The sequence below is a fragment of the Pseudomonas sp. PSB18 genome (genome assembly GCF_014596565.1).
Classification (GTDB): domain Bacteria; phylum Pseudomonadota; class Gammaproteobacteria; order Pseudomonadales; family Pseudomonadaceae; genus Aquipseudomonas.
Window position 1 is genome coordinate 663,991 of the sequence record NZ_NOIN01000003.1, and the last position, 14,868, is coordinate 678,858.

Here is a 14,868-nt window from a genome sequence, read left to right on the forward strand (position 1 = left end):
TCAAATTACCTCTAACAAGGTGTTTTCGATGGAAATTTCCGATTCCGACAAACAAAACCCGTCAGACATAAGGCGAGTTAAGAGGGTATCTCGCAGCTGGATAAAAGTTTTAGCTTGCTGATGATTGCATGCGATTTTCTTGAATATTGGTCCTGCAATATTATGAAAAGCGCGCAGCACATCATAACCTGGCAAGATGCTTTGAAGACTGATAATCACCTCCGGCCGCACAGCAGGGTACGCACCTCCGTCCGCAATATGCGTTAAGTATTCAATATTGGTATCAGATGTAGCCGCAAGATAAATAAACTCGGCACTCTCTTTATGGATAGGCCTAAGAACAGCAAATCCAGTACTACCAGTAAGATTTTTATCAGCATTCGCGATAAAAGCGAACGAGCGATTTCCGGGGCGGACAGTACCAATAATCGTATCTCCATCACGCAAAACTCGCCTGGCCCGGCTCGGAGCCTCTTCAAACGAGTATTCCATAATCTCTGCGATCACGTTCTCTTTGGCGTTCGCTAAATCGATATATGACACAGTTGCAGGACGGTTTTTAGTAGTCCAAGCCTCTGGATTCAAGTTAGCTAAATCAGCCAGAATTCCCATATTCCACCCTCTGGGTACCAAACCGCACTCAGTCTCATCAAGACTATCCGGAAAGTACTCAGCGGTCGCCGCATCCATGCCTTCTGGTTTAACCCCTTCCACCTTCGCATGCACGGGGTCGAAATCAACGAACCAAGATTTGAACAGCGCTTTTGCAATGGATTCCAACGTGATATTGGTTTCGCGAAGTAGTTCAATTTTTCTAGATAAATCAAAATAGCACTCCCCGATCCAGAGTTGGACTTTACGTAGTGGCAGGGGAATAAAAAGCTTATCGAAATCCGTTTTCTTTAAGTGCGGGATTACCGCATCCACATTAAGAGCTTTTATTCTCTGCTGAACTAAATCAGACCGCAATGCTGCGAACAAATACAAAGGCTCAATTTTTTTCGGGTCCGCACGCAATGCGACCATATCTTGAGCGATACAGAAATCCACAGGATCAGGAACCAAACAAACAGCACCATTTTGACTGCCCTTGTTTGTCAACAAGATGTCGCCACTCAAAGGATGTGATCTGAACCAGTTGTTATAGGTAGCCTGCGATACAAATCGCACATTCAACTTCTTTGGATAAAGATCTTGATTACTCACACAATTTGTAGCGATTAGCACAATACCAATATCTACCGTCGGTGCAGTTCTACCCCTGTTATCGACAATGAACTGAACAGCATCCTTTAAAGAAATCTCCTGACCACACTCAGAATTCATAACCTAACCCCGCGAGCTTGTGGCGGATCAACTGATCGATTTCTGAGCCCTTAGCCAATTGCTCTCCAAGCAAGGCAGTGAGTTCCTGCATCTTGTTAGCAAACACTTCGTTGTCATCCTCAACTGCCACGGCGCCAACATAGCGACCTGGAGACAACACATGGCCATGATCAGCTATTTCTGTGAGAGGGACGCTACGGCAGAAACCAGCCTCGTCAACGTACTCGCCAATTTCCCCATCGACATCCAGCGGAACCCCACGCCAATTGGCCACTGTTCGAGCTATGCGCTCAATGTCGCTCTCCAATAGCTCAATCTGCACCCGACTTACATTGGTACCAACTTTTCGGGCATCGATAAATAGCACTTCGCCGGGCCGAGTAACTTTCTGCTTGGCCAAAAACCACAAACAGGCAGGAATCGGGGTGTTGAAGAATAACTGTCCAGGCAGCGCCACCATTACCTCCACCACATCGGACTCCACCATAGCGCGACGAATATCATTTTCACCGTTCTGGTTGGAGCTCATCGAGCCGTTGGCTAAAACAATACCTGCGCGGCCGCTGGGCTTGAGGTGAAATAGCATGTGTTGTAGCCAAGCGTAGTTGGCGTTGCCTTGCGGCGGAGTGCCGTAAGCCCAGCGCGGATCACCCTCTAGGCTACCGTGCCACCAATCACTGACATTGAAAGGGGGGTTAGCCAAGATGAAATCAGCACGCAGATCACTATGCTGGTTACGAACGAAGGTATCGGCCGGTTCACGACCGAGATTGAAGTCGATGCCGCGAAGGGCTAGGTTCATCGCCGCTAGACGCCAGGTGGTCGGATTGGACTCCTGACCATAGATCGAAACGTCGCCAAGTTTGCCGCCATGGGCTTCGATGAATCTTTCAGACTGCACAAACATACCGCCGGAACCGCAGCAGGGGTCGTAGACCTTACCGTGATGGGGATTGAGCACCGCAACCAGAGTCTTAACGATACTCGCAGGAGTATAGAATTGGCCTCCTTTCTTACCTTCGGCACTAGCAAACTGGCCAAGAAAGTACTCATAGACTTGACCAAGCAAGTCGCGAGCTTGGTTAGCGTCACCACCGAATCCGATAGTCGAGATCAAATCAACCAATTCACCGAGCTTGCCATCAGGCAGCTGTGCCCGAGCGTAGCGCTTGTCCAGAATGTTTTTCAGGCTGGCATTTTCCGCCTCAATGGCAGACAAGGCATCATCGATACGTTTGCCGATATCCACCTGCTTCGCAGCAGCACGTATTGACTCCCAACGCGCCACTTCAGGCACCCAGAACACATTCACCTCTTTGTAGTAATCGCGCTCTTCCAGCTCTTGAACCAGTAGTTCAGCGTCTTCACTGTCCAGATAATAGTCGTCGTTGGCATCAGCAAAACGTCGCACCAGCTCCGCACGGCGACCAGCAAAGCTATCAGAGATGTATTTGAGGAAGATCAGGCCGAGGACGATGTGCTTGTATTCAGCAGCATCCATGTTGGCGCGCATCTTATCTGCAGTAGCCCATAGCGTTTTTTGCAGATCCTGCAGGGTATTACTGGTCTGAGGGGCTGCGGCCTTGCGCCCAGGCTTTTTCTTTACCGACTCAGGCTCTGGGGTGACAGGACTTTCGCTGGACGAAAAACGAACGCGTGCCTGATTGAGCGCTTCTTCAGCAAGACTGCTGGCGGTCTGTTCGACACCCTTTTGATCCGTCATGGACTACTTCCTACATTCGACGCAGATGAATTGCGTGGTAAAAATTGAAAAACCCGATCATAGAGGTTCAGGCGAAGATTGCCCGCATGATAACGGGTCACCACACCTTTCGTCTGAGTTGTAACGACCAAAAGAACGCGTACAACCTCGCAAGGCAGTGAGTGCCCTGAATCGGGGTCAGTCCAGCGGGCTTGCGAGGCATCAAGAAAGCTCGTCGCGATTTAAACGGTATTCCAATTGGTATTCCAACCAAAAAAATCAAGCTGAAATTCACTCAACAAATCAACAGCCTACTTAGCCAATTCAACTTACCCCGGCCCAGCGAAGCCCGCCCAGTGCGGGCTTCGCCGTTTTCTGGTACTTCATGGTGCTGAAAAACCGTCTTGGTTTCATGCCCATAACTCCATGCCCAGCTACCTTCCAGCCCCCCACGGCATTCCGACACGTTAAAAATCCGCTACCTACGGTCTGAGCTACTCCCGCGCCCGCCCATAGCCAGACCCCGGCACCCCATCCCGCTCCGCCTCCCCCACCAACCACCCACAAAACAACTCCACCTTCTTACTACGCTCCAAACCCCGCTTCGCCACATACCAATAGCTGCTCTGATGAAACCCAAACGGTGCCAACAACCGGCCAAGACGAACATCGTCAGCCACCAGGTGCCAGGGGGCGACGCAGATCCCCAGCCCGGCAATCGCGGCCTCCAACGTGAAATAGTAATGCTCGTACTCCAGGCCGGCCGGTGCACTGGCCTGATAGCCAATCGCATCTCCCCAGTTTGCCCAGGCATTCGGGCGCGTTTTGGTGTGCAGGAGTGGGTGCCGGAAAATCGAACTGAGTTCAGTCAACTGGATACGCGCGGATAACGCGGGTGACAGGACGATGCCCAATCGCTCAGGGAACAGCAGAAGGGTGTTTTCCTGAGCACTCAGCGGCGCTTGCTCAGCCGTGATCATCACGTCATACCGATCACGCCCCGGATCGGTCGTGTCGCCTGAGGAGCTCAAGCGAACCTTGATGTCCGGGTACTTCACATTGAAATCGAACAGGCGGGGGATCAACCATTTGACCGTGAAGGTGCTGAAGCAGGAGACGTCCAGGGTACCCGTCGCGGTATCCCTGATTCGGCTCACTGCGGCTTCGATCTGATCCAGCGCAGCCGTGAGGTCCGGCAGGAGTTCTTTGCCGGCGGCGGTGAGTTGCGGTTTGTTCTTGGTGCCCTCGAACAGCTCTACCCCAAGACTCAACTCCAACTGGCGTACCTGGCGACTCACCGCTCCGGGCGTGACCGAAAGTTCATCGGCGGCAGACGTCATTCTTCCCAGCCGGGCGGCGGCCTCGAAGGAGCGCAGAGCATTCAATGGGGGTAGGCGACGTTTCATTAAGTGACTTTAACTCAATTACTCCGAGCCCATTAATCGTTTTCCTGGCCTGCCCCGTTTTTGCAGAATCCCCCCTGTCCTAGCACATTCGGCTGCCTGTCCTGGATGCCGGAACGGCAGGAACCACCCAAAGCAATTGAGAGAGACTCACAATGCCATTCGTTCGAACAGCCGTCATCAAGGGCACCAGCCCGCAGCAACGCCAACACATCGTCAATGGCATCCATCAAGCGCTGGTCGAGAGCATTGGCATGCCTGAGGATGAACTGTTCAACCTGGTCACCGACTATGATCCGGAGCAGTTCTTCTACAGCCGCACCTTCAACGGCGTCGCTCGTTCAGACAAGCTCGTCGTGATTGAAATCACGCTGCGCAGGGGTCGCAGTGACGCGATGAAACGGGACCTGTACAAAAAAATCGCTGACCATCTCGGCGCTCAAGCGCAGGTTCGTCCGCAGGATATTTTCATCTTCATGCATGAGAACGACTATTCGGACTGGTCGGTGGGCCTGGGCAAGTTCGCAATGGCGTTGGTGCAGCAAACTGGCGATGCCGCTGTCGGGTAGGGGCCAGGTTTGCGTAGCCCTCTGAGGGACGCGACTGCCTCAGGGGCTTGGCCGGTCAGGTATCCCGCTTGACGACCCGACGGTGACAATCTTGCGCAGCCAATACCCTGCCCGCCTTTGAACGGACCGTGATGGTCTCGACTGGCTCCGACAAGTCGTTGTCCAGCAGCACCGAATAATGCTCGCCCTTGTTGAAGAGGAAGCGCTCTCCCCACTGGCGCATGCTCACCACGATGGGAAACACGGAGCGCCCCATCTCGGTGAGTACATATTCCTTGTAGGCGCTGCCGTCGGACGCCGGTTGGATTTCGAATATCCCCAACTCGACCAACATCTTGAGCTTTACCGCCAGGATGTTCTTGGCGAGGCCAAGGCGTTTCTGGAACTCGCTGAAACGCCGAACATCATCGAAAGCGTCGCGGATGATCATCAGCGCCCAACGATCTCCGATGGCTTCAAGGGTCCGCGCCACGGGGCATTCGCTCTGCGCCAGCAATGCCTGTCTGGCCATGATCTCTCCCACCTTCCTGGACAACGTGTTGATGAGGACGCTCTAGCGCCGGAAAAACTGGTTGCATATTAAAACCTGGTTTGTTAGAAAACAATGAATCGGTTTTGTTTTGAAACCAGTCTAAAGAAGACGTTTAAGTTGAGAGGCCTTGGAACATGGACGTCGAAGCCGAAGGAACAGTAGGAGCCAGCACACCCACACCTCGGGCAGGTGCAGCCACCCTCAGCCGTCATCAGACATTTCTCTTCGCCATCACCTGCGCGATGGCTGTGGCCAATGTCTATTTCGCGCAACCGCTGCTGGAGTCGATGGCCACCAACCTGTCGGTTCAACCCGGCACTGTCGGTGTGGTAGTCACGGCGACTCAGGTGGGCTATGCGGTGGGCCTGCTGTTCATCGTCCCCTTGGGCGATCTGCTGAATCGCAAGAGACTCATTCTGACGCAGCTGCTGCTATCGGCCGTGGCCTTGTGCGCGGTAGGGCTGGCGCAAAGTTGGGGCATGCTGCTCGGTGCGATGGTACTGGTCGGCCTGATGGCGGTCGTGGTGCAGGCGTTGGTCGCCTATGCCGCCACACTGGCGAGCCCGGAGCAGCGCGGGGAGGCCATCGGTACCGTGACCAGTGGCGTGGTGCTGGGCATCCTCCTCGCCCGCTTCGTCTCTGGCGCAGTCGCCGACCTGGCCGGATGGCGAGGCGTCTACTTCGGGTCGGCAATCTTGATGGTGGGCATGGCGTGGTTGCTGTACCGAACCATGCCGGCATCGACAACGCCGCCGACCAGGGGCAACTACTGGCAGTTGCTGCGCTCGGTGTTGCAGCTGTATCTGACAGAGCGGACGCTGCGCGTCAGAGGCACCTTTGCCTTGCTCATATTCGCGGCATTCAGCGTGCTGTGGACCGCCATGGTGCTGCCGCTGAGCGCGCCGCCACTGTCGCTTTCACATACCCAGATCGGCCTGTTCGGTCTGGCCGGAGTAGCGGGAGCCTTGGCCGCTACGCGCGCCGGGCGATTGGCCGACCAAGGGCTCGGCAATCGCACCACAGGCATTGCCCTAGGGCTATTGACCTTGTCCTGGTTGCCCACCGCGTTGGTTGAAAGCTCGTTGCTGGGCATGGTGGTCGGGGTCGTCCTGCTGGACTTCGCCGTGCAAACCGTTCACGTGACCAACCAGAGCCTGATCTTCGCGGCGCGGCCCGATGCGCAAAGTCGCCTGGTGGGCGCCTACATGTGTTTTTACTCAGTCGGCAGCGGCTTGGGCGCGATTGCTGCCACTTACACTTACGCGCACTTCGGTTGGGTGAGCGTTTGCCTGTTGGGCGCAGCCATCAGTGGCATGGCCCTGTTGTATTGGTTGTACCTGCAGCTGACTTCAGCGTGACACCGCTCACCTTCATCAAGGCGACTCATCAATGAAACCATGGCACTTAGCGTTGGCTGTACTGATCACGGCAATCTGGGGAATCAATTTCTCGGTGATCAAACTGGGGTTGGCCACCGTGGATCCGTTCATTCTGGCGGGCATCCGCTTCAGCCTTTGTGCGCTGCCGGCGATCTTCTTCATCCGCAAGCCCGATGTGCCCTGGCGCTACCTCATCGGATACGGACTGGTGTTCGGCATCGGCTTGTGGGGGGTGGTCAACCTGGGCATCAAGGCTGGACTCTCGGCAGGCATCGCTTCCCTGATCCTGCAATTCAGCGCGTTCTTCACCCTGCTGCTGGGCGGGTGGGTGTTCAAGGAAGCACTCACCCGTTTCCAGGTGTTGGGCATGCTGATCGCCCTCGGCGGGCTCTTGTGCATCATCATGATCAGCGACGGCTCGGTCAGCCTGTCGGGGGTGCTTCTGGTGCTGGCTGGCGCGGCCGCATGGAGCGTCGCCAACATCATCAACAAGAAGGCCAGTACTCGGGATGTCTTCGGCTTCCTGGTCTGGTCCAGCGCCTTCGCACCGATCCCGTTGTTCGCCCTCGACTATGCGATCAACGGCAGCGCCGGCTATAGCTCATTCATCCAGCAGGTAGACACGACCGCCGTGCTGTCGATTCTGTTCCAGGTCTACCCCAATACCCTGTTCGCCTATTGGATATGGAACTCGTTACTCAAGACCTACCCGGTGTCCACGGTGGCACCATTGTCGTTGCTGGTGCCGATTTTCGGGATGCTCGGTTCGGTCTTCGTCTTCCACGAAAGTGTGTCGTTGAACAAGGTGCTGGCGGTGGTGCTGATCGTGCTCGGCCTGGCCGTCGGCCTTTATGGGCAGCGTATTTTCAATGCCATGTTTGCCGTTCCGAACCCACGCTAATGCGACGAAACATAACTCGACGACCCGGACGGCGCCGGCAAGGCATAAGTCGCCTTCATCCATTCGATCTCAGCCTGGGGCGCCCGACCGAACAGACGCTTGAATTCACGACTGAACTGCGAGGCGCTTTCGTAGCCGACGTTGAACGCCGCCGTCGAAGCGCTCATCGCGTTGCGCAGCATCAGCAGCCTCGCTTGATGCAGACGCGTTGACTTCAAGTACTGCATGGGTGAGGCGTCCGTCACGTTGCGAAAGTGCAGGTAAAAGGTGGGCACGCTCATGTTGGCTTCCCGGGCAAGCGCCTCGACGCTGAGACGTTCCGCGTAGCAACTGTGGATTTTCCGGATCGCGCGGGTGATCTGGCCGAAGTGCCCTTGGCGACTCAACGCGGCGCGCATCGAGCCTCCTTGCTCGCCGGTGAGGATGCGGTAGTAGATCTCCCGTATCAGCGACGGCCCGAGTATCTGCGCTTCGCCCGGATGGCTCATGGCTTCAAGAAAGCGCAGTGTCGAGGCGCACAACTGATCGTCCATGGGCGAGGCGTACATGCCCTTGGGCGGGGCATCGCTTGGGCCAAGTGCTTCGTCGACCTGCAGCATCAATTCGCTGGCCAACTGCAAGTCGAGGCGCATGTAGACCGCCAGCATCGGCTCGGCTTCGCTGGCGTCGGTTTCCATGGTAAACGGCACGGGGACCGACACCACCAGATAGTGCTGGGCGTCGTAGACGTAGACGTCATCGCCCAGATAACCGCGCTTGCGCCCCTGGCACAGGATCACGATACCGGGGTCATACAACACCGGCGTACGCGCCAGCGGCCGGTTCGAACGCAGGAAGCGGATGTCCTCCAGCGCGCTGAGATTGTAGCCCTCGACCGGCGCCAGTTTCTCCATCAACTGCACCATCCGCGAAGTGCGTGAGTCGGCCTCAGTCATCGATATCCTCCTGCTTGCCGGTCAACCGTCGGTCGAACGGGTCAGCGCTTCCCATTGATCAATCTCGTTGGCCGCACGGCTCAACTTGCCCCGCACCAGGCTCAGCGCATCGCTGCCCAGCAACACATGCGCCGGTGGCGTCGGGCTAGCAATCACTTGCAGCATCGCTTGCGCGGCCTTCTGTGGATCGCCGAGCTGCTTACCGCTTTTCTCCTCGCGTGCCCTGCGTACCGGATCGAAACTGGCGTCGTAGTCGGCAATGCTACGCGCGGTGCGGCGCATCGACCGACCTGCCCAATCCGTTCGAAACGAGCCGGGCGCGACGGCTGTGACGAAGATGTTGAACGGGCGCAGTTCCTGGCTCAGCGTATCGGAGATGCCCTCTAGGGCGAACTTGCTCCCGCAGTAGTAAGCGATTCCCGGCATCGTGATGGTGCCCCCCATGGAGGTGATATTGAGAATGTGGCCAGCGCGGCGCGTGCGGAAGTAAGGCAGGAACGCCTTGATCACCGCCACTGCGCCGAACACATTGACGTCGAACTGACGCCGCATCTCCTCCAGCGGCGACTCTTCGAGGATGCCTTCATGCCCGTAGCCGGCATTGTTGACCAACACATCGACCGGACCATGAGCGGCCTCCGTCGCCGCGACAACGCTGTCGATCCGGTCGAAGTCCGTGACATCCAGGATGACGCCGTGGGCACGATCCGCTGAAAGCTCCTCAAAGGCCTGCAAGGCCGCGTCACTGCGCACGGTTCCGATGACCCGGTGACCCGCTGCAAGTGCCTCCCGGGCCAGGGCGTTGCCGAAGCCACTGCTCACGCCGGTGATGAATAGGGTTTTACTGCTGTGCATGGCGAGCTCCAATCGATAGGTACGGGGTTATGGTAGCTATCGAAAAGTGGAGCACCTATGCCGGTTTGCCTGGGAGCCTTGCCTATTTCTATCGAGGCCCGGATTTAAAGTACGGGCGTCAAATACCAGGCCCGCTCACGTGGGCCGACAACCGTGCCAAGCGATCCCAACCCTCTGCGCTGATCCCCGAGCAATTACTCAATAACAATCTCTCCAGCGGCAACCGCTCCAGCACCGGCACCATGGCGGCCGTGAGCTGCGATTCCCCCGGCCCCGCCGCAAGGGTCAGGTCCCGCAACGGCAGCCCCGCAAGATGGGCGACGCCGGCGTCGGTCAGCCAAGGGCTTTCGTACAAGCCGAGGCGCTTCAGCGGCAAGTTGCGCAGGCAGGCCAGGTCGGCATCGCGCAGGTCCAGGCCACTGATTTCAAGTTGCTCCAACGGTAGGCCCAGCTCGGTCAGTTTGCGCAATGTCTTACCATCCATGCCCTGACAGAAACTGAGATTCAGCCGCTTCAGCGGCAGGCCGGCCAGTTGCTTCAGCATCTTCCAGCTCACCTCGTTCAACGACAGGTCCAGCGATTCCAGGCCGAGCCCCTCCAGATCACGCAATGTCTGCGCGTCGATGCCTTGCACATCGCTGAGCCCCAACCGCTTCAAGGGGAACGCGTGCAGCACGTCGAGCCGCTCGATGATTTGTCGAGAGGCCTTGAGATCGAGGTCCGTCAAGGGCATGCCTTCTAGCAGCTCAAGGTCGTCCTCGCACAGATACGAAGACTGCAGCGATAGCCGCTCGATCGGAAGATCCCGAATGGCGTTGAGCGTGGCATCGGATGCATAACAATCATCGAGGCTCAGGGAGCGCAACCCGGTTAGACCGCAGAGCCAGGCAGGATCCTCCAGGATCTTGCTGTTCCAGCCCAGCGACAGCTGTTCGAGGGGATGGCTGCACAGATGCGCCGCCCCACGGGCGGTCAGTTGCCCGACACGCTCCAACGAGAGTGAGCGCAACTGGAGTGGCGAAAGCCCCAGCAGACCGTCGTCGGTCACTTCATCGCAACGGTTCAACGACAACGCTTGCAGCCTGCTGTTGCTGCCCAGTTGCCTGAGGAAACGGTCGTCGAAATCTTCGCCGTAGGTGTCCAGTTTCAGTCGACGCAGGCGCTCCAGGGAAGGAAGACTGGTGAGGTCATCGTCGCGGGAAAAATTGCTGATCTCCAAGGTCTCGAGGGCTGCATCCGGCAGACGCCGCCATAGCGCCTGGTCGCAGCTGAACCTCGGGCTGCCAAGCACCAAGGTACGCAGCGGCAACCCGGCCAAGGCGTCGAGCCACTGCGGCTCGGCGTTCTCCAGTTCCAGATGATCGACCGGTAATCCGCGAAGTTGTGGCAACAGCGGCCCCGGACGATGCCTGTGCACCGCGACGTCCAACTCGGCAACCACGGCCATGGCGGCCGGATCGTACAGGCCGGCGGCGACCTGCACGCCGCCCAGCGAAGCCTCGCCGGCGTCGAGCAGGTCGCGGTAAAGCGAAACTCGCGTAGCGATGTCATCCGGTGCGGCCGCGAGTCGGGCGATCAGGGCGTTGCGGTTGGAAGTCGGCACGGTCCAGGAATCCGAAGGGAACATGCGGCGTATGCTGCCGCAAAAAACGGGTTTGATCGACACCCATCGATCAAACCCGAACACCTTCGTTTTACCTGGGATCGACCACGTCCAGCGCCCGGTTCGCCAGGAGCTGGCCCAGTTCAATCAACTGTTGCAGGCCCAACGCAAAATGCCGCCGGGAACCGTCCAGCTCGAACGCCAGATCCCCGGCCATAACGTTGGCGGAGGCCAGGGTTTCGCTGAGGTTGGCCAACAGGCTCTCTGCATCCACGCCTTGGACGATGGTGAACAGTTGGTCTGGGGCCGGTTGCTTGTCGGGTGGATTGGGTTTGGGGTTCAGGTAGGAATCGATGACGCGCTCGGCGTTGGCATCGGCGGCGATGTCCAGGTGCAGCGGTGGGACGGGTGGGTCTGGGATGAGTTTGTCCATGGAGTGCTCCTAACGTCAGTTGGAGCCGCCACTGCTCGCGACTAAACGAGGTGGGGTGGCGGCTGTACGCAGGTTAGTCGACCGGGACGTTAGGAAACCGGCGCACCCGAGGGTGCCCTGCGCACAGCCACCATAAAATCAGCGACAACACTGTAGCCTGACTTCAAGGAGACCTTGCGCCTAACGGAATACCGAGCGACTAAACCCGACCGCTGAATTGGCAGCGGTGGACGAAGACTAGGCACCGAAAACGGCAGGCGCAAGGGGTTGGGATTTTCTAGGAAATGTCCTGCAAGTCAATGGGAAAGGTCTTTATACAAAGTGTTTCGTTCTCTTCGACTTTGCCAATTCATATGGCTATCTCGGACAACGCGACACAAACGAGATAGGCTACGTCGGCATGGCGAGGCGCTTTACCACGGACACGCTCACCCTTGTGACCATTTCTGAAAAATCCAGGATGGGCAGTTGCCACCCGCTCAAAGAATGACATTGAGGCTTCAAGCAGTATGGATACCAAGCGACTCAACGAGACCAGCAAGTTTCTTAGTTATGTCCTCAGGCATGAACCACAAGCGATTGGCTTGCAACTGGACAGCGAAGGCTGGGCCGATATCGAATCTTTGATAGCCGGTGCGGCTGAAGATGGGCGCCCGTTGGATAGGGATCTTATCCAAGCCGTCGTTAGCAGCAGTGATAAAAAGCGCTTCAGCCTCTCCGACGACGGTCTGCGCATTCGCGCCGTACAGGGGCATTCAACCGGTACCGTCAGTCTTCAATATGTAGAGAAAGAACCTCCGGAGCTTCTTTACCATGGCACCGCCACGCGCTTTCTGGAGTCGATCGGGGAAAAAGGACTGATTCCAGGCTCCCGTCACCATGTGCATCTGTCGCAGGACATGCAAACGGCTATTGCTGTTGGGCAGCGTTACGGAAAGCCTGTGGTACTGAAAGTTGACGCCCTTCGAATGCACCAACTGGGTTTCAAGTTCTTCCAGGCCGAAAATGGGGTTTGGTTAACGGACCATGTGCCAGCAAGCTTGATTTCAGAGTGAGTCATTTCAAAAAACATAGAGAAAACAGGGACGGATTTTTCACCTCAAAATTAAATAGATCCGCCCTCTTTCTCCGTACTCTACTCCTCGCGCCTAGTGCTTGAATTTCGTCTTTACACTTTCGTCCTGGCGATAACTCATAACAAATGAATTCCAAACTTCACCCCGACGAACAGCATTTTCTTTTAGCTGCTCAACCAGGTCAAAAATTAGAAAGCTATCAAAATCCACCTCAGCACCAGTTGACTCCACGCCATTTTCTACCGTCAATTCTGCCTCCATACAGCCACCTCCAACTTCAACCTCATAAATAAACGAGTGATACCCGCCGACAATACCTGAATCAATCAACTCAAATATTTGCTTTAGCAAATCAAAATCCTGACTAACCATTACAAGAACTCCGGCGTGGAAAAGGGACTGTGGAGTAAAATAGGGGACAGATTTATTTTTCACCACAAAATTAAATAAATCCGCCCCCTTTTCTACTCTTGCTCTAAATATATCCGCCCTCTTCGCTCTGCATTGCAGATCGAATTTTAAACCTGGCCTGCCCCGTTTCTGCTCTTTTTGCCCTAAACCCCTGTTACATTTCATGTACCATCTACAGAGCTCAAGTATCGCTCACAAACTTCTAGATAAGAGACCCCATTAGAATCGACATCATCCAAAATACAATTCCACACCTCTCCAAATCTAACCACCAACCATAAGCACATTTTCATTGAGGACCTAGAGTGACCAAGCTGAACTTCGATCATGGTTTCAGGACGCCCACCGAGCATGCGCTCCCAATCAAGGATACTTTGCTCGCCATAAAAATCCACGAACTGCTCATACTTAAGGAGCGCCAAATACAAGGTCGCCTCGCCATGACTAATCGTCCCACGAGTACGTTTTCCTGCATTGACAACACCACCTATCCCTTTCAGAAAAGTAGCAAATTCGTCTTCCCCAATTTGAGCATTAGATAGAATTGCAGCTGAACCACTCATACTACAGCCCCCCTTTACTCGCTCCATAGTCGAGTAACTGATCAATGCTATTCACCACTTTGATGCCGATTTTTTCATAGGCTTTTATCTGCTGCTGTTTAACCACATTTGGTGCAAACAGAATAACTTCCTTACGATCAGGGTTGAGGATAGTATTATTCTGCAATTTCTGTAACTGCTCAATTTTTCCTGGTCTCGGGCTGCTGGCCACCTCAATGATAAAGCGGGGAGTTTCAGCATCAATCTCTCCGATACCGATGGGATTGCCGTTGATAAAACCAGATCTAAATTTACTCTGGTAATCCAAGAGTACTCCCCTGTCGCTTAAAGCCCTACCCACCTGGCCCTCCAAAATCTCCCCCGTAACGTCTGATCGCAAGGCCAGATCAATTTCAGTAGAGAATCTACCTGGGACAATTGTTAGCGACCTGCCGGGGATACCTGCTTCATTGTCAGCTATACCGGCCCAATCTTTGCCGGAGACATATTCACCAGATTTCGCCGCTCCGCTTGATTCAATTCCTGCTGTCGCCTTCTTGGCAGCCATCCTCTCAAGGACTGTCTCAAGAACCGTCTTCGCAGCCTTTGCGCCCGGCATCACCAGCATCGCCGCATCCAGCTCCGGCGAAACAGTCACGATCCCTTTCCCTGCCAGAACCGATAACCGTTGAGCAGCGGCCTCTACGTCTGATTCATAGCTCGACAGGTTGGCAATTTCGCTCGAATGTTGGCCTGTCTGTTCCTGGCCGTACTGACGCCACTGTTCATACACAACTCCCGCAAAAAAGGGGACGGATTTATTTTTCACCACAAAATTAAATAAATCCGTCCCCTTTTTCTGCCAAGCTTCAATGCGGTATTAGCAGTTCCTTTTACACCATCAGCCTTTTATGCGCTCTAAGAACTCATCCATTGCTAGTGGATCACGCTCCACAAGTTCTTCAATCAAATCTTCCGCTGCCCAATGCAGAATCATGTCCCCTCCCCCCCCATCCTTACAAAGGATGAGATCACTTGACAAAGAAGAGTCAAGAACATCGACGTCTCTATCGCTGAGTGCCATCAGGCCACCGTAGCCATCATAAGGGATGACCCAGTAAAAACGCTCGTTCTCTATCCAGTAAATCCCAAACACCTGTACAGGCTCTTCTCGCCCAATTTCTCGAATAATCATATCCAC

Annotated in this window: 16 protein-coding genes; 4 read left to right on the forward strand and 12 right to left on the reverse strand. The window is 55.4% G+C overall.

The window, feature by feature from the left end; genetic code table 11:
* From CGA22_RS10755 to CGA22_RS10765, 3 genes are all read right to left on the reverse strand, one after another.
* Positions 1-1,326, reverse strand: coding sequence for a restriction endonuclease subunit S (locus CGA22_RS10755; protein ID WP_041022621.1), 1,326 nt, complete (start codon positions 1,324-1,326; stop codon positions 1-3).
* A complete protein-coding gene (locus CGA22_RS10760) occupies positions 1,316-3,049 on the reverse strand; it encodes a type I restriction-modification system subunit M (protein ID WP_041022622.1) in 1,734 nt (577 codons plus the stop codon). Before CGA22_RS10760 ends, CGA22_RS10755 begins: the two co-directional genes overlap by 11 nt.
* Before the next feature lie 473 nt (positions 3,050-3,522).
* Positions 3,523-4,434 carry a LysR substrate-binding domain-containing protein gene (locus tag CGA22_RS10765; protein ID WP_041022623.1) on the reverse strand — a complete coding sequence of 304 codons (912 nt, stop codon included), beginning with the start codon at positions 4,432-4,434 and terminating at the stop codon, positions 3,523-3,525.
* Positions 4,435-4,586: 152 nt separating this feature from the next.
* On the opposite strand from CGA22_RS10765, the gene CGA22_RS10770 reads away from it, so the two are divergent.
* Positions 4,587-5,000: a tautomerase family protein gene (locus CGA22_RS10770; protein WP_041022624.1), complete on the forward strand. Its 414-nt coding sequence runs from the start codon at positions 4,587-4,589 to the stop codon at positions 4,998-5,000.
* Between the two features lie 55 nt (positions 5,001-5,055).
* Here CGA22_RS10770 and CGA22_RS10775 read toward each other — a convergent pair whose 3' ends face one another.
* Positions 5,056-5,511 (reverse strand): winged helix-turn-helix transcriptional regulator, encoded by a 456-nt coding sequence (locus tag CGA22_RS10775; protein ID WP_041022625.1) that lies wholly within the window; start codon positions 5,509-5,511, stop codon positions 5,056-5,058.
* Between the two features lie 155 nt (positions 5,512-5,666).
* Here CGA22_RS10775 and CGA22_RS10780 point away from each other — a divergent pair, with 155 nt between their 5' ends.
* Positions 5,667-6,890, forward strand: coding sequence for an MFS transporter (locus CGA22_RS10780; protein WP_041022626.1), 1,224 nt, complete (start codon positions 5,667-5,669; stop codon positions 6,888-6,890).
* Positions 6,891-6,921: 31 nt separating this feature from the next.
* Positions 6,922-7,812, forward strand: a complete 891-nt coding sequence (locus tag CGA22_RS10785; RefSeq protein WP_041022627.1) for an EamA family transporter — start codon at positions 6,922-6,924, stop codon at positions 7,810-7,812.
* Here the strand turns inward: CGA22_RS10785 and CGA22_RS10790 are convergent.
* The 4 genes from CGA22_RS10790 to CGA22_RS10805 form a co-directional block, all read right to left on the reverse strand.
* Complete coding sequence (locus CGA22_RS10790; RefSeq protein ID WP_041022628.1) at positions 7,809-8,747, reverse strand: AraC family transcriptional regulator; 939 nt, start codon at positions 8,745-8,747, stop codon at positions 7,809-7,811. The two genes, CGA22_RS10785 and CGA22_RS10790, sit on opposite strands and share 4 nt — an antisense overlap.
* A gap of 21 nt (positions 8,748-8,768) precedes the next feature.
* On the reverse strand, positions 8,769-9,602 hold the full coding sequence (locus CGA22_RS10795; protein ID WP_041022629.1) for an oxidoreductase: 834 nt from the start codon (positions 9,600-9,602) through the stop codon (positions 8,769-8,771).
* Between the two features lie 118 nt (positions 9,603-9,720).
* A complete protein-coding gene (locus CGA22_RS10800) occupies positions 9,721-11,205 on the reverse strand; it encodes a hypothetical protein (RefSeq protein WP_041022636.1) in 1,485 nt (494 codons plus the stop codon).
* 91 nt (positions 11,206-11,296) lie between these two features.
* Positions 11,297-11,638 (reverse strand): DUF6124 family protein, encoded by a 342-nt coding sequence (locus CGA22_RS10805; RefSeq protein WP_041022630.1) that lies wholly within the window; start codon positions 11,636-11,638, stop codon positions 11,297-11,299.
* 509 nt (positions 11,639-12,147) lie between these two features.
* Here CGA22_RS10805 and CGA22_RS10810 point away from each other — a divergent pair.
* Positions 12,148-12,693: an RNA 2'-phosphotransferase gene (locus CGA22_RS10810; RefSeq protein WP_041022631.1), complete on the forward strand. Its 546-nt coding sequence runs from the start codon at positions 12,148-12,150 to the stop codon at positions 12,691-12,693.
* Positions 12,694-12,786: 93 nt separating this feature from the next.
* On the opposite strand, the gene CGA22_RS27300 is transcribed toward CGA22_RS10810, so the two are convergent.
* The 4 genes from CGA22_RS27300 to CGA22_RS10830 all read right to left on the reverse strand — a co-directional run bounded on the left by CGA22_RS27300 (position 12,787) and on the right by CGA22_RS10830 (position 14,868).
* Complete coding sequence (locus tag CGA22_RS27300; RefSeq protein ID WP_317451654.1) at positions 12,787-13,290, reverse strand: hypothetical protein; 504 nt, start codon at positions 13,288-13,290, stop codon at positions 12,787-12,789.
* Positions 13,287-13,688: a hypothetical protein gene (locus CGA22_RS10820; protein ID WP_156996910.1), complete on the reverse strand. Its 402-nt coding sequence runs from the start codon at positions 13,686-13,688 to the stop codon at positions 13,287-13,289. Before CGA22_RS10820 ends, CGA22_RS27300 begins: the two co-directional genes overlap by 4 nt.
* A gap of 1 nt (position 13,689) precedes the next feature.
* On the reverse strand, positions 13,690-14,496 hold the full coding sequence (locus CGA22_RS10825; protein ID WP_156996912.1) for a hypothetical protein: 807 nt from the start codon (positions 14,494-14,496) through the stop codon (positions 13,690-13,692).
* 72 nt (positions 14,497-14,568) lie between these two features.
* Positions 14,569-14,868 carry a hypothetical protein gene (locus CGA22_RS10830; protein WP_256223159.1) on the reverse strand — a complete coding sequence of 100 codons (300 nt, stop codon included), beginning with the start codon at positions 14,866-14,868 and terminating at the stop codon, positions 14,569-14,571.